Below are 20,944 nucleotides of genomic sequence, written 5' to 3'. Positions count from 1 at the left end.
CATGTCTGTCCTTCGAGGTTTGGGCCGGGCCGGCGGGGGCGTTGCCCGCCGGCCCGGGCTGGATCAGCGGGCCTGCGCCCCGGTCGCCTCCAGGAACGGGGCCATCGCACCCCAGATCCCGTCTGGCATGCCGGTGTATGCCTTGCTGTAGATGTTCACGATCGGCTGCGTCTCGATGAACACCACCGGCAGGTCGGTGGTGATCTGCTGCTGGACGTCGCGGTACTGCTGCTTGCGCTTCTCGACGTCCATCTCCTGCGCGGCCGAGGCGAACAACTGGTCCACCGTGGGGTTGCAGTACTGCGCCATGTTCACCCAGACCACGCCGGGCTTGATGTTGTCGCACACGTAGGTCCGGCTCACCCCGATGGTCGGGTCACCCCAGTTGTAGACGGTGTCGATGGTCAGGTCGAAGTCGTACTTGGAGACCCGCTCGGACCAGGTGGCGAAGTCGGGGGCGTTGCGCACCTCGACCTTGATGCCGACCTTGCTGAGCTGCGAGGCGATCGCCTCGGCCACGTTCTTGCCGGTCACGTCGTTGCCGGGGTTGTAATCGACGCGCAGGGAGAACCGGGTTCCATCGGCCTTTGCTGGGAAGCCAGCCTCGTCCAGCAGTGCGGCGGCCTTGGCCGTGTCGTGGTTGTAGGTCACCAGGTCCTTGCTGAAGAACGGGCTGCCCGGGTGGATCGGCCCCGGTGCCACCTGCGGAATCCCGGCGTGCAACTGGTTGACGATGAAGTCGACGTCGACCGCGTGTGCGACGGCCCGCCGGACCTTGAGATCCTTCAGGTACTGGTTCTTGGTGTTCAGCTCCAGCCAGTTCAGCGCACCGGCCGCCTCGTAACCCGTGGTGGCCACGGTCAGCTTCGAGTTCTTCGCCAGCCGGTCGGCGTCCACCGGGTCGTAGGAGATCTCCATCCCGATCTCGCCGGCCTCCAGCGCGGTCGAGGTCGCGGAGGAGTTCGGGTAGAACTTCACGATCAGCTGCTTGAGCTTCGCCCGGTCCTGGAGGAAGAAGGCGTCGTTGCGCTCCAGGACGAGCCGGTTTCCAGCGGTGAACTCCTTGAGCTTGAAGGGCCCGGAACCGACGACGTCCTTGACATTGCGGGGGTGCTTGGTCAGGTCCTGCCCGTCGCCGTAGATGTGTTTGGGCAGGATCGGCAGCAGCGCCGGCGACATTGACAGCAACAGCGCGGGCGTCGGCTTGGACAGCTTGATGACGGCCGTTTCCTTGTCCGGTGTCTCGACCGAGCTCACCGACCCGAACATCGGCTTGCCGAACGAGTGGTACTTCTTCACCGACTCCAGCGAGAACGCCACGTCATCCGAGGTGATCGGCGCGCCGTCGTGGAACGTCGCGCCGCTGACCAGATGCAGGGTCAGCGAGAGCTGGTCGGCGGAGAACTCCCAGCTCTTGGCCAGGTATGGCATCGGCGTGAAGTCCTTGCCGTACCGGATCGGACTGGCGAACAGCTGCGCCCCCGGCAGCGCGGTGACCATCCCGGACTGCACCGCCGGGTTGAGGGTGCGCGGCTCCAGGGGCCCGCCGATGATCAGGGTGTCGCCGGCCCCACCGGCCTGACCCTGCGGCGATGCCGTACCACCGCAGGCGCTGGCGAACAGGGCCACAGAGCAGAGTAATGCTGCCAATCTACGTTTCATCAGTTCGTATCGTCCTTTCCGGACCGGGGTGAGCGGCGGTGGTGCGCGACGTTGGTGCGCAATGGTGGTGCGGGTCAGGAGCGCTGGTAGGCGAGCTGGCCGCCGATGATCGTGGTGTCGACGCCGATGTCCCGTACCGACATCGGGTCTACAGCGGTTGGATCGGCGTCCAGCACGGCGATGTCGGCCAGGTGACCGGGGCGCAGCCGGCCGAGCCGGTCCTCGTCGAAGGAGAAGTACGCCGCGTCGGCGGTGTAACCGCGTAGTGCCCGCTCGACCGGGATCGCCTGGTCTGCACCCAGCACGGAGCCACCGGAGGTACGCCGGTTCGCGGCACACCAGATCCCTTCCAGCGGTGGCGGCGGGGTGACCGGAGCGTCGGAGTGCAGGGCGAACCTGATACCACGCGCGTCCGCGCCGGCCAGCGGGCTGATCCGTGCGGCGCGCTCCGGCCCCAGGAACAGGTCGCGGTGCCGATCACCCCAGTAGTGCACGTGCTTGATGAAGAACGAGGCGAGGACCCGGTGGCGGGCGATCCGGTCCAGCTGGTCGTCCCGGACCGTCTGGCAATGCTCGATGCGGTGCCGCAGCGGGTTGTCCGTGCCGGCCGGCCCCTCGAACGCGTCCAGGATCGCTTCGATGGCGCCGTCCCCGTTGCCGTGCACCGCCACCTGCCAGCCCAGCTCGCTCAACGCACCCACGGTTTCGCTCAGCTGCTCCGGCGGCAGCAGCAGCACCCCGTCCTCCTCGCAGACCGGGTGATAACCGCCGGTGAGCCGCGCGGTGCGCCCCTGGATGCTGCCATCGGCGACGATCTTGACGCCGACGACCCGCAGCAGGTCGGGATCAGGGCCGGCGAAGTCGTTCGGCGTGAGCCGATCCGGGATCAGCCGGCTCCACCGCGGGTGGAACAGGTAGCCGCGAACCCGGGTCCGCAGCCGGCCCGCGCCCTGCGCGATGCGGTACTGCTCGAGCTCGGCAGTGCCGCCGAGCCCGCCGATGGCGGCGTCGTGCACGCAGGTGATCCCGGCTGCCAGGAATGCGTCCCCGGCCAGCCGCAGCCGGCGTTGTATGGACTCGGCATCGGGCGGTGGCACGCATTTGTTGACCGCGAAGGCCGCTGTCTCGTAGAGCACGCCGTTCGGGCGGCCGTGCTCGTCCCGGCCGATCAGCCCACCGGGTGGGTCGGCGCTCGCGTCGGCGAATCCGGCCGCGCGCAAGGCGACGCTGTTCACCACGCAGATGTGCCCGGACACGTGCTGCAGGACAACCGGATGGTCCGTGCTGACCGGATCGAGATCGGCCAGGGTCGGATGCCGGCCCTCGGCCAGCAGCGTGTCGTCGTAGCCATGGGCCACGATCCACGCACCGGCCGGGACGCACCGTGTGCCCTCACGGACCCGCTCCACCAGGTCGCCGATGCGCTCGCCGGGGCGGGTTGTGGCGTCCACCGAGGCATCCAGCTTGACGCCGTAGAAGTACGGGTGGGTGTGCGTCTCGATGAAGCCGGGCAGCGCGGTACGGCCGCCGAGGTCGATCAGCCGGGCGTCCGGTGCGGCCAGCGCCAGCATCGCGGCGTCGTCGCCGACGTCCAGGATCGAGTCGCCGGCAACCGCGACCGCGCCGACCTTCGGCCGGCCCGGATCGTGGGTCAGCACTGTGCCGCCGAACAGCACGAGGTCGGCGGCCGTGCGGGTGACGGGCGCGACTCGCGCGCCGCTGGGCGGTCCCGCGGGGGCGTTGTTCATCGACACGGTGACATGACTCCAGGAGCAGCAGTGATGACGGCTACTGCGACCGCCGTGGGGGTGAGCGCGGCGGTTCTCGTGTCCTGCGAAGGCCACGGGAATGATAGTCATTCACCGATACGTGATTGACTATCACTGGGGACGATATAGTATCAGCGCCATGCCACGGAAGCCCCTCAGCCGCGATCGTGTGATCTCATGCGCGGCGGTCCTGGTCGATCGCGACGGGCTCGACGCGTTGAGCCTCACCGCTGTCGCCCACGAAATGAGCGTTGGACAGTCCGCGCTGTACAACCACGTCGACGGGGTCGACGACGTGCGCCGGGAACTGGCCCTGCTGGCCCGGCGCATGCTGGCCGATGCCCTGCGTGATGCGGCACTGGGCAGGTCCTGCGACGACGCGGTGATGGCTATGGCGCAAGCCTGGCGGGCCTTCGTCGCCGAGAATCGGGGCCTGTATGCCGCGACCGACCGCGTGCCGATGCGCGGCGATGCCCAGCTCACCGCTGCCGTCGAGGGGATCGTCTCGATCGTCCGGGCGGTGATCGCAGGCTACGGCCTGCCGGATCAGGAGGCCATGGAGGCGGCGTGGGCCTTCCGTAGCGCAGTGCACGGGTTCTGCGTCCTGGAGGCCGACCGCGGTCAACCGGCCGGGCTGGATCTCGACCACGCGTTCCAGCGGCTGGTCGTGTTGCTGTGTTCGGGGATGAAACGATCTGTGCCGGCGTGGCAGGGTTCCGGGCCCTGATCTTCGGCGCGGTTGCCCGTCGTGCACCGACCGCAGCCGGCGCACGACGGGCAACCGTCCTCGGGTGGCCAGGTGGGCGATCGGGATGCCCACCTACCAGCCGGCAAGGCGACGCGCACGGTCCGGACCTCGCGGTCCACGACATCGCATCTCGCGCCGGTCAGGTCAGCCAGTGGTTGTCGTGTTCGCGGTAGAACGCGGCGAGTTCCTCCTCGCCCATCTGCGCGACCTGGACCAGCCCCTCGAAATAGCCCTCCCGGGGCGCACCCGGCGAGAAGTGCAGCAGCATCGACGCCGGCGCTCCGGACTCGTTCTTGAATCCGTGGATGCCGCCCGCCGGGACGTGCACGTAGTCTCCGGGTTCGGCGTCGATCCAGCGCCCGCCGTCATAGATTCGCATCGTGCCCGACAGGATGTAGAAGGACTCCGTTATCGACCGGTGGAAGTGTGGTTCCGGCCCGGTCACGTCGGGGCCGCACTCCCATCGGTACAGACCGAACAGGCCGCCGGTTGACGCGCCGGTGGACAGATAGTGCACCCGGGTGCCGTTCGGATAGACGAGCTCCGGGGCGGTGCCGTCTGGGCGGTAAGTTGCGCTGATCTCGCCCGTTGTGCCGTGGTACAGCGGAGGAGGATAGGTCATACCCCCATCATGCACGGGCGGAGCGGAGCGAGCGGTCGGAAAACCGTCGCCCGTGCCGGTGCTTGGAGCCGGCCGATCGCCGCGGCTGCGTCCCGGGTGGCCGGCGTGGTGGATTTCGCATCGAGATATTGGCCTGCCAGGGCGATGATTGTGGGGTGAGGCGGACGAGTGCGTGGGCGGTGGCAGCGCTTTTGATGGTCGCCGCGCTGGCGCTCGGGCACGATGGTGACGCCTGGATCCCGGGTGGTGCCCTGCCGGCGGTGGATCGGATCCCGCTCGCGGCCATCTTGCTGCTGCTCGCGCATGGGCTGGTCGGGCGCCGGCGGCTCGCGTTGCGGGTCACGCTGGCGCTCGCCGCGGTCGCCGCGGTGATGCCGCCGGTGCATTGGCAACGGCTGGTCCTGCCCGTCGCGGCCGCTGTCATCCTGCTGTCTGATCGCGGCAATTACGTCGTGCGCGCGGACTCACAGCGGTTGCGGGCCGCGTGCGCGATCGTGGCGGTCGCGCTCGTCGTTACGCTGGGTGACGTTCTCTGGGTGTCGGCCCGGCATGGCGAGCCGCTCTGGCGCACCGCCTACGCCGGCCTGCCATTCTCGCTGGACGCCTCGGACCAGTCCGGCCACGTCCTGGTCCTGGTGGTCCTCGCCGCGGCGGTCGCCGCCCTGGCCGTGTCGCTGGCGGCGGCGCCCGCGCCACCGCCGTCGGGCGAGTCGGACCGGGCCCGGGTGCGTGACCTGGTCCAAGACCCGAGCGCGGGAAGCCTCGCCCCGTTCGTCACGCGCACCGACCGCACTTACGTGTTCAGCCCGGGCGGCGAGGCTGCGATCGGCTATCGGGTGCGCTTCGGGGTCGCCCTGGCCGGTGGCGATCCGGTCGGCTCCGCTCCGGCCGAGGCGATCGCCGCGTTCGTGGCGGTCTGCGCGCGGCACGGCTGGCGGCCCGCCGTGCTCGGCGCCGACGCGGCGGCCACCGGCGAACTCTGGCGCCGGGCAGGCGTGCGTCGCGCGGTCGAGATCGGTGACGAGGCGGTCCTGGACGTGGCCACGTTTTCGCTGGCCACACGCCGGATGCGCAATGTTCGCCAGGCGGCCCGCCGGGCCGACAACGCGGGCGTACAGGTGCGGGTCGGCGCCCTTGGCGCGGACCTCGTGCCGCCGCTGCGGGAGGTCCTGCAAGACTGGCTGCACGGCCGGCGCGAGCGGGGCTTCGCCATGAACCTCGACGCGATCCTCACACCGCGCACCGACGCCGTCTACGCCGTGGCCCGCGACGCCAGCGGCAAGCCGATGGCGTTCGCCCGCTTCCTGGTGGCCGCGGGCGGCCGGGTCCTCACCCTCGACGTGGCCCCGCGCCGGCGCGACGCTGTAAACGGTGTGGTCGAGCGCATGATCGTCGCAGTGGTCGAGCACGCGCGAAGCGTCGGCGCGACCGAGGTGACGCTGAACTTCGCCGGCATGCGCCGTGTGTACAGCGGGGAGGTCCGCGGGGCACGGCTCGTCCAGCTGCCACTGCATGCCCTGGACCGGTGGATCGAACTGCGATCGCTGTATCTGTTCACCGGCAAGTTCCACCCCCGCTGGCGCCCCCGCCAGCTGCGCCTGCGCTCTTGGTGGGAGCTGATCCCGGTCGCCGTCGCCGCGCTGAGCGCCGAATTCAGCGCCTACTCGAGCTCGGCAGCCGAGTCACCGCAAGAAGCGACCGACGCCCCGGCCACCTCATAGCCGCGCGCGCCACCGGCCCCGCACCGTACGGGCAGCGCCGACCCGGGCACGCCGCATACCATCGAGCGATGATCTCAGCCGGATCGACCGTCGCCTCAGTGCCGGACATCGTTCGCCGGCGGCTCGCGGGGCCGGGGCGCTTCCCGCCGGAGCTGTGGCTCACCGCGATCCTGGTCACCGGCGTCGGGCTGGTGCTGCGCCTGGTGAACCTCGCGCATCCGCGGGAGGTCATCTTTGACGAGGTGTACTACGCCAACGAGGCCTGGGACCTGCTGCAGCGCGGGGTGGAGTGGAACCCGGAGGAGGGCACGCCGCAATACGTGGTCCATCCGCCGCTGGGCAAATGGATGATCGGGCTGGGGGAGCAGCTCTTCGGGTACAACTCCTTCGGCTGGCGGATCGCGGCGGTGACGGTCGGCGCGGCCTCGATCCTGCTGATCACGCTGGCCGCGTGGCGGCTGTTCCGCTCGACCGTCCTGGCCGGCGCGGCGGGGCTGCTGATGGCGCTGGACGGCATGCACTTCGTGCTGTCCCGCGTGGCGCTGCTGGACGTGTTCCTGATGTTCTGGATCGTCGTCGCGTTCTTCTTCCTGGTGCTCGACCGCGAGCAGCGCCGCCGCCGGTGGCTGGCGCTGGTGGAGGCCGGCGCCGATCCGGACCGGCGGCCACGGCCAGGCTTCCCGTGGTACCGCATCCTCTGCGCCGTGTCGCTCGGCCTGGCCTGCGGCGTCAAGTGGAGCGGCCTGTGGTACCTCCTCCTGTTCGCGGTCGCCGCCGCGGTCTTCGACATGGGTGCGCGGCGCAGCGCCGGCGTGCGGCGCTGGGTCGCCGAGAGCATCCCCGCGGGCGTCGGCTGGTGCCTGGCGTTCGCCGGTGTCGCGCTGGTGGCCTACGTGGCCACCTGGGCCGGTTGGTTCGCCTCCGGCGACGGCTATTTCCGGCATTGGTACGCCGAGGCCAACGGCCTGCCGCACGACCGCCTCATCGACCCGCTCGTGAACCTGTTCCACTACCACAAGGAGGCATACGGCTTCCACACCACGCTGCAGTCGCCGCACCCGTACCAGTCGTGGCCCTGGCAGTGGCTGCTGCTGGGCCGCCCCGTGCTGTTCTACTCGGTCCAGGCCGGCTCGTGCGGCGCGGAGGCCTGCTACCAGCAGATTCTGCTGCTCGGCACGCCGCTGCTGTGGTGGTCGTTCCTGCCCGCGCTCGCGGCGCTCGGCTGGCTCGCGATCGCCCGCCGCGACGGCCGCGCCTGGCTGATCATGGCCGGCGCGCTGACCGGCATCCTGCCGTGGTTCAACGAGATGCCCGAGCACCGCACGATGTTCTACTTCTACGCCCTGCCGGCCGAGCCGTTCCTGGTCCTGGCCGTGGTCTACGTGCTCGGCGCGATCGTCGGCCCGGCCGGCACCCCGCGCCGGACCGTCGGCGCGGCCGTCGCGGGCGTCTACGTCCTGCTCGTCGCGGCCTGCTTCGCGTACTTCTACCCCATCTACTCGGGCCTGGGCGTCACCGCGGCGGAATGGCTGTCCCGGATGTGGCTCGGGTCGCGGTGGATCTGATCATGCGTTCCGGGCCGGACAGGTAGCCGACGACGTCGATGAGGGCGCCGCTGCTGAGGGCCGCGGCTATGCGTGACGAATTCGACGGTGATGCGGGTCGCTGCGCCGGTCGCCGGGCGAATCGGCAACGTACAGTCCACAGACCATAACTCTTGCCTGGAGGCTTCATGAGCGACACATACGCCCTCCCGCGCCGCGTGCTGGCCGATCTGGTGCCAGGGGCTCTGGCCCGCGATGCCGTGCTCGTCGGTCTCGGCGCCGCGCTGACCGGTGCCGCGGCGCAGGTGGCCGTGTCCATCGAGCCGATCAGCCCCGTCCCGCTGACCGGGCAGACCCTCGCCGTGCTCTTGGTCGGGGCGGCCCTGGGCCCGGTGCGCGCCGCCGCGTCGATGGCGCTGTACCTCGCCGCGGGCATGCTGGGCCTGCCGTGGTTCGCCGACGGCGCAAGCGGCGCCGCGCTCGTCTCGCTCGGCTACGTCATCGGGTTCGTCGTCGCCGGCGCCGTGGTCGGCGAGCTGGCCCGCCGCGGCGGCGACCGGACCCCGCTGCGGACCGCCGGCACGATGGTGGTCGGCAACCTCTGCATCTACGCGTTCGGCGTGCCGTACCTCGCGCTGGCGGCACACCTTTCGCCCGCGAAGGCGCTCGACGCGGGGGTCGTGCCGTTCCTGATCGGCGACGCGCTCAAGGTGCTCCTCGCGACGGCGTTGCTGCCGGCGGCCTGGGCCGTGGTGCGGCGCGTGCGGGACAACCGGCGCTGACCCGCGCTCAGGTCGCCCGGCGGCGGAGGTCCTCCGACGCGGTCCGCAGCACGCGCCGGCGCTGTACCTGCGTGGCGGCCTGTTCGCCGGCGGAGACGGCTCCGGCGATGTCCCGGGCGGCGTACCCGAACGACTACCCGTGCATGACGTCATGCACGGGTAGTGGAACTTCGCTCCGGCACGGTCGAGCCGTTGCCGCGTGGCGGCTGATCGTCGGCCGCGCAGCCGATCAGAAGTCGAAACCGCCGTCGTCGAAACCCCCGCCGTCAAAGCCGCCGTCGTCGAAGCCACCGTCGCCTCCGGCGTCTTCGAACGCTCCGGCGGCCTGACCGGCGCCGTCGGGCCCGAAGGCGTCACCGATCATGTTGCTGATGGCCATGCCGCCCAGGAAGCCCAGCGCGGCACCGCCGACGCCGGCGGCGACGGCGGAGCCCATGCCTGGCCGCCGCTTGTAACCACCGTACTGGTACGGCTGACGGCCCTGATAGGCATACGGACGGCCATGGCGGCCATATCCGATCTGCTGCTGCGGCTGCATGAACGCGCCCGGCGCGGCGGTCTGGGCGCGCTGCAGGATCGTGGTCAGCCACCGGTCGACCTCGTTGATCCAGCCGTCTTCGTCGGCGTTGCGGCTTTCGAGGTCCGCCGCGCTGAGGTGATGGCGGTCGCCCGCGCCGGGCTGGGCGGCGAGTTCGACGACGACGGTGAGGTCGTCGGCGCCCGGGACGATGAGGAACACGACCTGGGGGACGTGCGGACCGGGCTGCTGGCCTTCGGGCAAGGGCGCGTAGAAGGTGACGGCGTGGGCGGCGGGGACGGCCAGGCCGGCGCTCGGGCGCAGCTCGCTGCGGACGAACCGGGCGCCGATGGTGCCGAGGGCGTCCATGATGCGCTGCTGGACCGGAGCGGCGTCGAGGGTGACCGGGTCGAAGTCGCTCTTGGCGCTGCCGGACGCGACGCTGACGTGCGTCCGCACGCCGATGGTGAGGCCGGGCAGATTGTGGCCGTAGAGGGCGGTGAACGGGGCATGGGCGGGAACGGGCAGGGTGAACGGCACCGATGGGGTGCTGCCGCTGGTGAGGTGGAGGCCGGCGGCGACGCGGTGACGGGCGAGCTCGATCTCGCCGAAGGAACCGCTGGCCAGCAGCTGCAGGTCAACGGCGGTGACCTGGCTGTCGCTCTTGGCGCGCAGGTTGACCTGGCCGACGAGCGTGCCGCCGGGCGTCGCCGACTGCGGGGCGATGACGGTGTCGACCTGGACACCGCCGAGGCCGAGGCCGGCGAGCAGCTTCTTGAAGACCATCGGCGCTTGCCTTTCCGGGTAGCGGGTTCGGTTCTGGTGCGACCTGGTGTGTTGTGGTACGCAGTGCTCGCACCTGCCGCGAATGACCGAGAGCGCGCTCTGCCGCAGCGCTGACCAGACACTATCACGTAGTACTGTACGGTTTGCTCCGGACCGCGAGCAGACCGCCTCGGCCCGGCATGCCTGTTGGCGGATGTCGGCGGTGGGTTCACCCAGGTGCGGGGAGGCGTTAAGGTCCAACTGGGCGGATCTCCGCCCGACCCCATCAGTTGCAAGGCGTTTGCGATGTACCACGAGCAGCACCGTGCCGCAGGCCGTGGGCGGTCTTCCCGGCACCGGCGGCCCTTCGGCCGCGGCCAGCACGCGGCGGTCCGCCGGCACGCCGGGCTGTATGTCGCCGCGCTCGTCGTGGCGGCCGCAGCGATCGGCTCGTGGTATGCGTCCGGGTCGTCGGCCGGTTCGCCGGGCTCGGTCGCGCAGGCCGCCCCGGCGCCGAGCGACCACACGAGCGAGACGGCGCTGCTGGAGAGTTCCGCGTCCGCCGCGCAGCCGCGCCTGGGCGACGAACCGAGCCGGCAACCGGTGTTCTCGCCCGACGCGCAGCCCAAGCCGTCGCCGACCCCGAAGCGCACCACTGCGGCACCGCGGACGCCGGCGGCGGCGCCGCGGCCCGGCTCGACCCAGGCCGGGCCCGTCGGCACCCCGAACGTGCCGACCGTGACCTCGGCCCCGCCCGTCGTCGCGCCGGCCTCGCCGTCGCCGAGCGGTGGCAGCCCCTCCGCGGACCCGAGCCCGTCCGGCACGGACGCGCCGTCGCCGTCGCCGTCGGATGACGGCTGACCCGGCACCCAGCGGTCGACCGCCTCGACTGCGCCGTGATGCACGGCGATTCAGAAGAGGCGCCCTGCCCGTACCTCCGCCGGCTCCTCCAGCTCAAGCAACGCCCGCTTGCGTGCCAGACCACCCGCGAACCCGGTCAACGATCCGTCCGCACCCACCACACGGTGGCACGGGATGACGATGCTCACCGGGTTGTGACCGACCGCCTGCCCGACGCGTTGCGCGAGTCGCTTGCCTCCGAGCCGCTCGGCAAGGGCGCCGTAGGTGGTGGTCTGCCCGTACGGAATCTGGCGCAGCAAGGCCCAGACCCGCTCCGAGAACTCGTCCCCGTGCGTCGAGACGGGCACGTCGAAGTCCCGCCGCGAGCCGGCGAGATACTCGCGCACCTGCCGCGCCGCCTCAGCGATCAGCGGGTCGGCGTTCTCCTCGACACGCTCGCCGATGTCGGCCTCCTTCGGCGGATGCCAGTGCTTCGGAAAGTACAGACCCGCGAGCGCCTCACCGTCGGCGACGAGCAGCAGTTCGCCGAGCGTCGTCTCAACGAAGGCATGCCTTCGACTTCCGGCAGTCATGGTCCCTCCTCATCTCCCGTTGTACCCCGAAGACGCCGGACGCCGGTGATGGGGGACCCGGAGTAGCGTTTTGGTTGTGGATCTCCCCGACGAACTGCTGCGCCTGCTCGAAGGCGCGAGCCTGTGCTACCTGACCACCCTCATGCCGGACGGCTCGCCGCAGATCACCCAGACCTGGGTCGACACCGACGGCAAGCACGTGCTCGTCAACACCGTCCGCGGCCACCAGAAGGTGCGCAACATCGAGCGCGACCCGCGCGTCGCCCTCGCCGTCGGTGACCCGGCCGAGCCGCGCCGGTACTTCCAGATCCGCGGCCGCGTGGTGGCGATGACCGAGGAGGGCGCCGCCGAGCACATCGACACGCTCTCGCACCGCTATCTCGGCGGGCCGTACCCGTGGTTCGGCGGGCGGGACCAGGTGCGGCTACTGCTGACGATCGAGCCGGCGCGGATCACCGGCTGACCTCGCCCGCGGCGTGCCGGGCGCCGCGCGAGTTGCGCTGACGTACGTCCGGGGGTCGATGCGTGGCGGGGGAGGGGCGTGGGGTACAAGGTCGGTATGGTTTCGGCTTCGAACGACGCCGTGCACGGTGTGGCCCTCGTCGATCGCGTCATTCTCTCTGTCCGGGCCGACCCTGGCCGTCTCGTGCTCGACTACAACCGGTGGGCCGGCCCGTGGGTCGACGGTGAGCCCGTGCCGCTGGACGGCGTCGCGGCGTTTCCCAGCGGGCGGCCGCTGCCGGCGAGCCTGCGACGCTGGCTGGCGTTCGACACCACCATGCTGCGCCGCCACGGGTGGTTCGACGATGCCGGGCGGCTCGCGCCGCGGTCGTTGGCGAGCATCGCGATCGAGGCGTACGGGGAGGGGCTCGGCTCGGTGTACGGCACGCCGGCGCTGGCCGACCGGTTCGGCGAGTGCTTCCTGCTGCCGGGCGGCAGCGACTCCCGCCGCGTGCTGGCCACCGGCACGCCCGACGCCGCAGGCGAGTATCCGGTCTTCGCCCTCGACGTCGACGACCTGCCGTGCATCGAGCTGATGTACCCGGGCTTCGACGTATACCTCGCCGACACCGCGGACGTGCTGGGTGTCGAGCGCGGTCCGGGCTACTCGTCGCTGGCCGCCGACCGCACGTACGGTCCACGCATGCGCGAGCACGCCCGCCACGTCTTCGGGGGCGCTTACTGCGAGGATCTCACCGACTGGTGAGCCGCCCGGTGGCGGTGACCCGCGAGGTAGTATTCCCGTCGTGCGTCTGACCCGTTCCTCGTGGTGGTGGCTGCGGTAGCAGCCGGATGACGCATCGTCGCGGGCTGCATGGCAGCCCGCGCAGGAGCGGTGATCTGTTGTGCGGCCTCCTGTTCAAGAGGAGCACAGCATGGATTCGTTCACCGCCGTCGCCGCACGGATGCCCGAGCTGGAGCGGCGCATCACCGAGCATCCGGACGCCTTTCGGGTCCTGACCGGGGAGCGCCCCACAGGGGCGCTGCACCTGGGGCACTACTTCGGTTCGCTCCGCGAGCGGGTGCGGTTGCAGGAACGCGGCGTCGACACGTTCCTGATTCTGGCGGACTACCAGGTCATCACCGACCGCGACACCGCTGACAACGTGGCAGAGTCCGTGCGCGAGGCGATCGCCGACTATCTGGCCGCGGGCCTCGACCCCGATCGGACGACGATCTTCGCTCACTCGGCCGTTCCCGCCCTGAACCAGCTGCTGCTGCCGTTTCTGAGCCTGGTCACCGAAGCGGAACTGCACCGCAACCCCACAGTCAAGGCCGAGCACCTCGCATCCGGCCGGGCGCTGAGCGGTCTGCTGCTGACCTATCCGGTGCACCAGGCCGCCGACATCCTGTTCTGCAAGGCCAACCTGGTCCCGGTCGGTAAGGACAACCTGCCGCATGTCGAGCAGACCCGGGTGATCGCCCGGCGCTTCAACAGCCGCTATGCGCCGCTGTTTCCCGAGCCCGAAGCGCTGGTGACCGACACACCGGAGGTCCCCGGACTGGACGGCCGGAAGATGTCGAAGAGTTACGGCAACGCCATCGCCCTGTCGATGAGCGAGGACGAGACCGCCGCCGTGATCCGCCGCACCCGCACCGACAACGACCGGCGGATCACCTACGACCCGCAAGGCCGCCCCGGGGTCAGCGGCCTGCTGTCCGTGGCGGCGCTGTGCCTCGACGAGACGCCGGAGGAGGTCGCCGAGCGCATCGCGGATGCTGGCAGCGGACGGCTCAAGCAACTGGTCACGGACGCGATCAACGCCTTCCTCGCGCCGCACCGCGCTCGCCGCCGCGACATCGTCGCCGAACCGGACCTGCTCGACGAGGTGCTCCGGCGAGGAAACGCCCGGGCCAACGAGATCGCCGAGAGCACCCTGACCGAGGTACGCGAGGCGATGGGCATGGGCTACGCCAACGCCGTCCGCGCGAAGTGATCAGGGTCGGTCAGGCCCGGGCGATGTCGCGCCACCGCAGCAGTCCGTCGCCACCGGCCCCGGCCAGGTGTCCGTCGTACCCGGCGATGACGGTGCGGTCACCGGCCGGGCCGAGGTCGGTCCAGGCCGACTGCGTGGTGGTCGGCATCCGGGTGCGCAGCCGGTGGTTGCGGTCGACGGCGAAGAGCAGGCCGCCGGCCGCGGTGAGGGCGAGCGCTCCCTCCGCGTCTCCGGCGTCGGGCCAGGCGTGGTCCCCCACGGCGAGCCGGGCCAGGGGCAGGCAGCGGAGTCGGTCGTCCTCGGTGACGGCGAAGAGTGAGCCGTCGGCGCTGGCGAGCGCCAGCACCCCGTCCGGTGCGGTGCCGATCTCCTGCCACGGCGCGGGTTCCCGGACCGGCTCCCGATGCAGCAGCCGCCCGCGCCGCGTCACTGCGTACAGCCCGATCGCCATCCCGCCGACGGCCTCCCGAGGTGCGGCGAGGCAGACCGGCGGATCCTGGGACGGCGCGGGTAAGACCGGGTGCCAGCGGAGGTTCTGGGCGCAGGCAGTGCGGGTCAGGAGCGTGCCGTCCGGGGTCAGCGCCCAGAAGGCGTGTTCGCACGCGACCAGCGCGGTCAGTTCCGGGACCGGGCCGATCGCGTCCCAGCGGGATGGGTCCGGCGGCGCCGACAGGCGATCCAGGACGTTGCGGGTGATCCGGTCGACCACCCCGTCGGCGAGCGTGTTGCCCCAGTTCACCGTCGCCGCGTTGAACACCGTGCCGGCACCCAGCCGGAACACACCCATCGTCGCGTGGCCGCCCTGGCCGTACCGGCGCCAGTGGCGCAGGTCCGCGGTCGCCAGGATGACGAACGACGGCGGCGTGCCGTCGCCGCCGGTGATCCGCGGCACGCCGTCGACCTCCTGGTACAGCGCGGCATCCGTCTCGTACCCGACCGCGCCGAGCGCGAACCGGTCGCCGTCGCGCAGGCCGGTGCCGGCGAACACCCAGTGGTCGGCGAAGCGCGCCGTGTAGTCGGTGTCCTTCATGACGTCCATGAAGTCGCCCCATGCGCCGGCACCGTGGCGGTAGCCGACGCCGGTCATCGTGTTCTCCGGGCGGTGCACCGGCGCCGCCGCCCACTCGACCGTCGTCCGCGCCGGATCGAGCGCGGCGACGGGGTCGCGAACCGGGTCGCGGTAGCAGACCATGGTGCGGGCGCCGTCCTCGAAGCGGACCTGCCAGAACGCCGTGTTGGCGGCGAAGTAGGCGACGTTGCCGCCGGCCGCGGTGAAGGACTCGACGGCGTCGCGCATCTCCTTCGACCAGTACTCGTCGTGGCCGTTGACGACGAGCAGGCGGTACCCACGCAGCAGCGCCGTGCCGTCGGCGTGCAGGTCGAGATTGGAGCAGTAGTCGACCCGGTACCCGGCGGGGCCCAGCCAGCGCAGCAGCCCGTCCTCCCAGCGCTCCGGTGGCGGTCCGCCGCCGGGCCGGTCGAACGACACGCGGGCCGCCCGGGTGGGCTCCTCGGCGTAGTAGAGGCTCTCGCCGGGGATGCCGGAGCGGTTGTACGCCTGCCAGGTCGCGAACGGCACCGAGACGAGGATGGCGGCGGACGGAATGCCGGCCGGGCGGCGCACCACGAAGTACACCTCATGGCTTCGGCTTTTGAAGACCGCCCGGTAGAGGGAGCTGGGCCAGTCCTCGGGCACGGTGAGTGTCCACACAGGACAGTTGACGTCGGCCGTCAGGAGCGGGCGGTCGTCGCTGGCGTCATGGACCGTGACGGTGTCCGGGCCGGGGCCGAGGAGCGTGAAGCGCAGCATCCCGCCGGGGGTGCAGGAGGTGGCGTCGGCGTAGGCGGACAACGGCTAGACGGGCAACCGCTAGACGGCCACGGTGAGAGCGTTGAGTGCTTCTGCCACGAGCAGCGTCTCGATGCCGCGCAGATGCTCCTCGACCTTGGCGCGATCGAAGACGCTGGTGTCGGCGAACAGGGTGAGGTCGAGCGCCCCGGGGACGGCGTTGACGTGCAGGAAGTAGCGGGCGCCGTAGTGCTCGACCGGCTCCCAGGTGAGCGTGGTGCTCGGCAGCGCGGCGTGCAGGCCGTCGGCGGTGACGCCGGCCGCGGCCGCGACGGAGGTCTGCGCGTCGAAGCGGCGGTCGTTGAACGAGCAGGACAGATCGACGTCGCCGAGTCGCGCGACGAGGGTGTCGAGGGCGACCGGGTCGTACTGCGCGTGCAGATACGCCTGCATCGAGGCCCGCATGGCCCGGCCGATGACCGGCCCGAGTTCGTCGTCACCGGCCTCGATGACGCACAGCCCGTCCTGCGAGGCGGGCCCGACCGAGTCGGCGAGACCGGGGCGGAACCGGTTGCTGACGATGATCTGCAAGACGGCCTCGCGGGCGCCGGTCTGGCGGGCGAGCTGGACCGCGGCGGCGGCGAGGATGACGGCGGAGGTGCTGACCCGCTCGCGGTCGGCCAGCAGGCTGGCGGCCTGGTCGCCGGCGGGTGAGCTGAGGGTGGCGCTGACGAACCGGGGCTCGCCGGTGGGCTCCCCGAAGCGGCTGTGCGCGACGGCGCGCAGGTGGCGCTCCCAGTACCGCAGCGCCTTCTCGCTCTGCCGTCGTCCGGCCTCGGACTGCTGGAAGAGCGCCTGGTCGTACGGCTGCTGGCCGGGCGGATCGAGGACGGGGCGGCCGGCGAGGCTGTCCAGGACGTCGCGCACGAGCGCGGTGAGCCCGCCCCGGTCGGTGACGAGGTGGCAGATGGCGAAGACGGCGTGCGTGACGACGTCGCCGACGCGCACCGCGCCTACCCGCAGCGGCCATTCGTTCGGATAGTCGAACGCCGGCTCGGTGAGCCTCCGCTGCAGTTCCCGCGCCGCGTCGCCGGCCTCGTCCCGCCCGGCGTCGATGACCACCAGCTCGATGATGCCGTCCTGCGCCACCAGCTGCCGAGGCCCGTGGACCTCGTCGACCCGGATCCTCGTGCGCAACGACTCGTGGCGGGCCATGACGAACGCGACCGTGTCGGTGATCCTCGTCAGCGGAGTGCCGAAGGAGACGCCCTCGTCCTCCAGGGCGGTCACCCAGCTCATGTTGAGGCTCGCGTCATCGGGCACGAGCCGCTGGATCGCCCGCCAGATCGCGATCTGGCCCCAGCTGAGCCCGCATTCGCCGCCCCGCGCACCGGTGAACCCGATGGGGATCCGTTGCGTCATCGCTGCCCGGCTTTCGTCAGGAGACTTCGGTGCCTCATTGAATCGAGGTCGTTCAACACCTGTCAATACAGCGGCAACCCGACCATCGCGACCTTCGGCCCACGCGGCGCTGATCGTCGTCATGCGTTCCCGCCTGCCGCACCAACGGGCGTGCGGGGATCGTCCGCCGCGCGCCGCTGTCGGCGGCTCATCGCCAGGACCGGCAGTCCGCTCGCGATCACCAGGGCCAACGCCGACGCGCCAGAGCCGATCATGACCAGGCGCGGTGAGACGACCTCCAGGAGACCGCCGGCGACCACGAACCCCGCGACCATCGCCCCGTTGATCACCGCGCCGAGCGTGGCGAACCCCATCCCGCGCGCACTCTGCGGCGTGCGGCGGGCGACGAGTGTGCCAGCCGCGGAGCCCAACATGCCATTGCCCATCCCGCCGAGCACGAACGCCGGTATCACCCAACCGGCCTCGCGAACCGTGCCGCCCGCCAGGATGCCCACGCTGACCAGCGTCAGACCCACGATCAGCCGGATCAGGTAGCCGTGGTCGTCGGTGCGGCCACGGGCCGCCGCCCAGGACCCGCAGACCAGGCCAAGCATCCAACTGCCCATGACGACGCCATACATCGCAGCGGACGCGTGCAGCGTGCCGCGGACGAAGAAGACGACCGCGACATCCATCAGGTTGGCCGCAGCGACGACCACCGCCACCATGCCCAGCGCGACAACGAGCACCCGGTCGTCGCGCACCCGGTAGGCCACGACGGGCGGACCGTCCGGTGTGGACGGCACCGCCGGCCGCGGGGTGCGGCGGGTCCGGATCACCAGGCCCACCACCGCGATGGCCAGAAAGCTCGCCGCGTCGAGCAGCAGCGGCAACCACAATCCGCTGACCGAGACGAGCGCGCCGGCGAGCACCGGCCCGGCGAACATCCCGGCGGACGTGAACGTCTGCGAGATGGCGCTTGCCCGCGGCACGTTCTCCACCCCCACCATCGCGGGCGCCAGCGCCGCGAACACCGGCTGGGTGACGGCGACCCCGCAAGCCAGCAACGCGTTGAGCGCGATGAGTGCTACCGGGGCGGACGTGGTGAGCATGGCCAGACAACACAGCGCCTGCGACGGCGCGACCACCGAGACGATCCGGCGGCTGTCGAACCGGTCCGCGACCCACCCGCTCGGCCGGGCCAGCAGCACCGGCGGCAGGGAGGCACTCAGCAGCAACGCGGCCACGGCGTATCCGCCCGCACCGCGCTGCTGCAGCACGACCGCCAGCGACGTCGCGGCGAGCAGGTCACCGCACACCGAGATCCCGCGCGCACTTGCGGTCAGGTAGACATCGCTCCAGCGGGGCTCGTCCATCGCACACATCCAATCATTGCTCTCGATGAGCTGGAAGCTGATCGCGCAATGGATTGCCGTGCGAATAGGATCGGTCGCGAAGGTGGGAGCCCACCTGGACTTCGTCGGGGACTGTGGTCAACCCGGCAAGGCGACAGTACTACACAACGCTCGGCGAGCCGAGCGTTCTGACGTCAGTGTTCCAGCACGGGGGTGCTCGCCGCGTCCGCGCCGGAACTTTGGGCGGCGTCTTGGGTGATGCCAGAAGCTGCGCCTCGGACGGCGGCGAGTGTGCCGAAGGCGATGCCCCAGACCATGCTCAGTGCCGACCAGACCGGCCCGAACCCGCCGGGCGTGCCGGGCCAGGCGAGGCTGACGAGACCGAAGTAGGCGGCCACCAGCCCGACCCCAACCCCGACGAACCGCCGGCCCCGCACCCAGCACGCCGCCGTCCAGCTCAGCGACGCGAGGAGGAGACCCACCGCGCCCTGCACGGCGTAGTGGTTGATCCCGATGGTGACCTCGTCGGGCAGCCCCAGCCCGGCCCGGTTCCCCGCGTACATCGCGTTCGCGTACACCAGCCAGGGCAGCGCGGCGAGCCCGGCCAGGACCGCCAGCGGCCGGTCCACCCGGACACCGCCCGTCGTGAGCGGCTCGCGCCCGGGCGCGAACGCCACGACGAGCGCCTCCCCGGCAATGGCCAGGGCGACGAGCACCAGGGCCCATTCGAACGAGGCGGCGGCGGAGACCGCGAGGGCCGCCGCGACGCACAGCAACTGCACGACGGCGGGCGCCGACCGCCGGGGCCGCACGGCGATCCGGATGAAGGCCGCCGCGACGAACACGGTGAACATCAGCCCCCAGCCGGCCTCCAGCGCCACGTCCCACTCCGGGTTCCACGTCACCGCCAGGTCGGGCACGCCGAACCCGGGATAGACCAGCCACGTCAGCGCGAAGACAACCGCCGTGCCCCGGACGCCGGCCGTCCGAACCGCCTCACCGGACACGCGACCCATTGCCGATACCTCCCTCAGATCCCCGAGTCAGGCTGGCAGAAATCTGGGGCCGCCGGCCAAGTTTGCCGACAACCCGACACGGGCGACCTCGTCATGCTGCCTGAGATCAAGATGAGGGGTCATCCGCCGTGGAATGCATAGACGTACGCGAGGTTCTTCATGGAGTTGAAGGCCAGGAAGTCGTTGACGCAATCCTCCGGCGCCTCCAGCTGCAGGAGGATCGTGTAGTAGTACCCAAACCCGTTGTCGAACAGCGCGTAGCGAAGGCCGTTTCCGGCGCAGGCCGGCAGCGTCATTGCGGCGCGCCGCAGCGCCTCGTCGAGCGATACCTTCGTCACCGACGCCGGGTACGCGCGCGGATCGCGGCCCTTGCCGTCGTGATCGAGCCGGCGTACCACGAAGGCTGCGGCGACGCCGGAAAGCACCAGCGCAGCGGCGAGGATCAGGCCCATCCGGCGGGTCACCACGTTGCCCCCATGTCTTGCGACGTCGTCGTGCTCAGCAGGACCGGCTGGTCAGGCCACTACCGCGAATTGACAGGCGATACCCTACCGGCCGCACTTTCGCGTGCTATTGCATTGGATGCAACATAACTACACGCATCGCTGAGGCACGCCTAGACGAGTAGGTCGAAGTCGTTCGGGGCCTGGCCTGCCGTGCGGGAGGCGGCAGGCAGGCACGCCGGTGCCGGCGTGCGCTTCCGGGACGTCGAGTACGCGGCGTTCAACACACCGTCGTCGAACTCGACGGCGACGCGTACTACCCCGTGGAGCATCGCCGTCGTTACCGGCTGCGCGACAGCGAGTCGGCTGCGGAGGGGTACCGGACGCTTCGGTACGGCTGGACGGACGTGGCCGTGCCGTGTTCCACGGCGGTGCGGGTCGCCCGGCCGCTGCGAGCGGGCGGCTGGACCGGCCAACCGCGGCGGTGCACCCGGCCGCGCTGCGCGGTCCAGCGCTCCGCCCGCCGGCGTTCGCCATGATCACGGAGCGCTCGTGTACCAGGGGGGTACACGAACGCTCCGTGATCGTGGCGACCTGCTCCTGGACGTAAGTCCGAGGCCCGGTCAGTGGTCGTAGGCGATCAGTGACCGGGTTTTGGGTTGTCAGGCAGTGCGGGTGCGCCAGATCGCAGCGATGCGGGCGAGGAGGCGTTGGGGCGATGCGCGTCGATGCCGTCGATGCTGCGTCCGCTGTGGAGTTCCAGGTCGGGTTGGCTCTTGAGGGTGTCGTTGACGGACTCGATCAGCTGGCGGAAGCCGGCCATCCGCAGGATCACCCGGCAGAGTCTAGTGTCGCGTGATCCTGGTTGTGTTATGTCGGGTTGTCGTTGATCCTGGTGTGATGCTGACCGATGCCCAGACCGCGGAGTTGCGGGCGGTG

At 70.9% G+C, this 20,944-nt stretch carries 19 protein-coding genes; 8 read left to right on the top strand and 11 right to left on the bottom strand.

Annotated elements, in window-relative coordinates; genetic code table 11:
- Positions 1 to 63: 63 nt before the first annotated feature.
- Entirely contained in the window at positions 64 to 1,662 is a 1,599-nt protein-coding gene (locus AB0367_RS36840; protein ID WP_366231152.1) for an ABC transporter substrate-binding protein, read from the bottom strand.
- Between the two features lie 74 nt (positions 1,663 to 1,736).
- Positions 1,737 to 3,410: an amidohydrolase gene (locus AB0367_RS36835; protein ID WP_366231151.1), complete on the bottom strand. Its 1,674-nt coding sequence runs from the start codon at positions 3,408 to 3,410 to the stop codon at positions 1,737 to 1,739.
- 121 nt (positions 3,411 to 3,531) lie between these two features.
- Between AB0367_RS36835 and AB0367_RS36830 the strand changes: the two genes are divergently transcribed.
- Entirely contained in the window at positions 3,532 to 4,158 is a 627-nt protein-coding gene (locus AB0367_RS36830) for a WHG domain-containing protein (RefSeq protein ID WP_366231150.1), read from the top strand.
- A gap of 160 nt (positions 4,159 to 4,318) precedes the next feature.
- On the opposite strand, the gene AB0367_RS36825 is transcribed toward AB0367_RS36830, so the two are convergent.
- Entirely contained in the window at positions 4,319 to 4,801 is a 483-nt protein-coding gene (locus AB0367_RS36825; RefSeq protein ID WP_366231149.1) for a cupin domain-containing protein, read from the bottom strand.
- Between the two features lie 179 nt (positions 4,802 to 4,980).
- Here AB0367_RS36825 and AB0367_RS36820 point away from each other — a divergent pair, with 179 nt between their 5' ends.
- The 3 genes from AB0367_RS36820 to AB0367_RS36810 all read left to right on the top strand — a co-directional run bounded on the left by AB0367_RS36820 (position 4,981) and on the right by AB0367_RS36810 (position 8,848).
- Positions 4,981 to 6,522, top strand: a complete 1,542-nt coding sequence (locus tag AB0367_RS36820) for a phosphatidylglycerol lysyltransferase domain-containing protein (RefSeq protein ID WP_366231148.1) — start codon at positions 4,981 to 4,983, stop codon at positions 6,520 to 6,522.
- A gap of 68 nt (positions 6,523 to 6,590) precedes the next feature.
- On the top strand, positions 6,591 to 8,087 hold the full coding sequence (locus tag AB0367_RS36815) for a phospholipid carrier-dependent glycosyltransferase (RefSeq protein WP_366231147.1): 1,497 nt from the start codon (positions 6,591 to 6,593) through the stop codon (positions 8,085 to 8,087).
- Between the two features lie 167 nt (positions 8,088 to 8,254).
- Positions 8,255 to 8,848 carry a biotin transporter BioY gene (locus AB0367_RS36810; protein WP_366231146.1) on the top strand — a complete coding sequence of 198 codons (594 nt, stop codon included), beginning with the start codon at positions 8,255 to 8,257 and terminating at the stop codon, positions 8,846 to 8,848.
- A 229-nt stretch (positions 8,849 to 9,077) separates the two neighbouring features.
- Here the strand turns inward: AB0367_RS36810 and AB0367_RS36805 are convergent, their stop codons facing one another.
- On the bottom strand, positions 9,078 to 10,151 hold the full coding sequence (locus AB0367_RS36805) for a sporulation protein (RefSeq protein ID WP_366231145.1): 1,074 nt from the start codon (positions 10,149 to 10,151) through the stop codon (positions 9,078 to 9,080).
- A gap of 285 nt (positions 10,152 to 10,436) precedes the next feature.
- Between AB0367_RS36805 and AB0367_RS36800 the strand changes: the two genes are divergently transcribed.
- A complete protein-coding gene (locus AB0367_RS36800) occupies positions 10,437 to 10,991 on the top strand; it encodes a hypothetical protein (protein WP_366231144.1) in 555 nt (184 codons plus the stop codon).
- A gap of 50 nt (positions 10,992 to 11,041) precedes the next feature.
- Here the strand turns inward: AB0367_RS36800 and AB0367_RS36795 are convergent, their stop codons facing one another.
- Entirely contained in the window at positions 11,042 to 11,563 is a 522-nt protein-coding gene (locus AB0367_RS36795) for a methylated-DNA--[protein]-cysteine S-methyltransferase (protein ID WP_366231143.1), read from the bottom strand.
- A 76-nt stretch (positions 11,564 to 11,639) separates the two neighbouring features.
- Between AB0367_RS36795 and AB0367_RS36790 the strand changes: the two genes are divergently transcribed.
- The 3 genes from AB0367_RS36790 (at position 11,640) to trpS (ending at position 14,001) form a co-directional block, all read left to right on the top strand.
- Complete coding sequence (locus tag AB0367_RS36790) at positions 11,640 to 12,026, top strand: PPOX class F420-dependent oxidoreductase (protein WP_366231142.1); 387 nt, start codon at positions 11,640 to 11,642, stop codon at positions 12,024 to 12,026.
- 96 nt (positions 12,027 to 12,122) lie between these two features.
- Positions 12,123 to 12,770 (top strand): hypothetical protein, encoded by a 648-nt coding sequence (locus AB0367_RS36785; protein ID WP_366231141.1) that lies wholly within the window; start codon positions 12,123 to 12,125, stop codon positions 12,768 to 12,770.
- Positions 12,771 to 12,969: 199 nt separating this feature from the next.
- Positions 12,970 to 14,001 (top strand): tryptophan--tRNA ligase, encoded by a 1,032-nt coding sequence (gene trpS / locus AB0367_RS36780; RefSeq protein WP_366231160.1) that lies wholly within the window; start codon positions 12,970 to 12,972, stop codon positions 13,999 to 14,001.
- 10 nt (positions 14,002 to 14,011) lie between these two features.
- On the opposite strand, the gene AB0367_RS36775 is transcribed toward trpS, so the two are convergent.
- The 6 genes from AB0367_RS36775 to AB0367_RS36750 all read right to left on the bottom strand — a co-directional run bounded on the left by AB0367_RS36775 (position 14,012) and on the right by AB0367_RS36750 (position 20,840).
- Positions 14,012 to 15,853: a N,N-dimethylformamidase beta subunit family domain-containing protein gene (locus AB0367_RS36775; protein WP_366231140.1), complete on the bottom strand. Its 1,842-nt coding sequence runs from the start codon at positions 15,851 to 15,853 to the stop codon at positions 14,012 to 14,014.
- An 18-nt stretch (positions 15,854 to 15,871) separates the two neighbouring features.
- Positions 15,872 to 17,212, bottom strand: a complete 1,341-nt coding sequence (locus tag AB0367_RS36770) for a condensation domain-containing protein (protein ID WP_366231139.1) — start codon at positions 17,210 to 17,212, stop codon at positions 15,872 to 15,874.
- 119 nt (positions 17,213 to 17,331) lie between these two features.
- The gene (locus tag AB0367_RS36765) at positions 17,332 to 18,567 is read right to left on the bottom strand and encodes an MFS transporter (protein ID WP_366231138.1); all 1,236 of its coding nucleotides are present in this window, start codon (positions 18,565 to 18,567) and stop codon (positions 17,332 to 17,334) included.
- 173 nt (positions 18,568 to 18,740) lie between these two features.
- Positions 18,741 to 19,562, bottom strand: coding sequence for a hypothetical protein (locus tag AB0367_RS36760; RefSeq protein ID WP_366231137.1), 822 nt, complete (start codon positions 19,560 to 19,562; stop codon positions 18,741 to 18,743).
- A gap of 119 nt (positions 19,563 to 19,681) precedes the next feature.
- Positions 19,682 to 20,014 carry a hypothetical protein gene (locus tag AB0367_RS36755; RefSeq protein WP_366231136.1) on the bottom strand — a complete coding sequence of 111 codons (333 nt, stop codon included), beginning with the start codon at positions 20,012 to 20,014 and terminating at the stop codon, positions 19,682 to 19,684.
- A gap of 631 nt (positions 20,015 to 20,645) precedes the next feature.
- Entirely contained in the window at positions 20,646 to 20,840 is a 195-nt protein-coding gene (locus AB0367_RS36750; RefSeq protein ID WP_366231135.1) for a hypothetical protein, read from the bottom strand.
- Positions 20,841 to 20,944: the final 104 nt, after the last annotated feature.

It is taken from the genome of Dactylosporangium sp. NPDC051484 (assembly GCF_040689395.1).
Lineage (GTDB): Bacteria > Actinomycetota > Actinomycetes > Mycobacteriales > Micromonosporaceae > Dactylosporangium.
Note: the sequence above shows the minus strand (reverse complement) of the source record. Positions and strands in the feature narration are given on the sequence as shown.